Consider the following 241-nt stretch of genomic DNA (forward strand, 5'->3'; position numbering starts at 1 on the left):
GGGTAGGTGAAACCGCGTTGATCCCAAGGTTGCGTGCCCATGTCGGGGTTGGTCATGATCCACGCTTTTGCGGCAGGAACAAGCTCTTCGACGGTCTCGACCATCTCCTCAACAAGGCCCATCTTGAGCGCTGCATCGGGGCGCAATTGTTTGCCTTCCAGCAATAAGGGCAGGGCTTTTTCCAAGCCAATCTTCGCCGTCAAACGCACCACGCCGCCCGCACCGGGAAGCAGGCCCAGCT

The 241-nt window shown here is 59.3% G+C and carries 1 protein-coding gene; it reads right to left on the reverse strand.

Features of this window, described 5'->3' with window-relative positions:
• Positions 1 to 241, reverse strand: a 241-nt coding sequence (locus Q4528_RS15710) for an enoyl-CoA hydratase-related protein (RefSeq protein WP_303522653.1), incomplete at both ends; no start/stop codon positions are given.

Source organism: Staphylococcus pasteuri, assembly GCF_030547725.1.
Taxonomy (GTDB): Bacteria; Bacillota; Bacilli; order Staphylococcales; family Staphylococcaceae; genus Staphylococcus; species Staphylococcus pasteuri.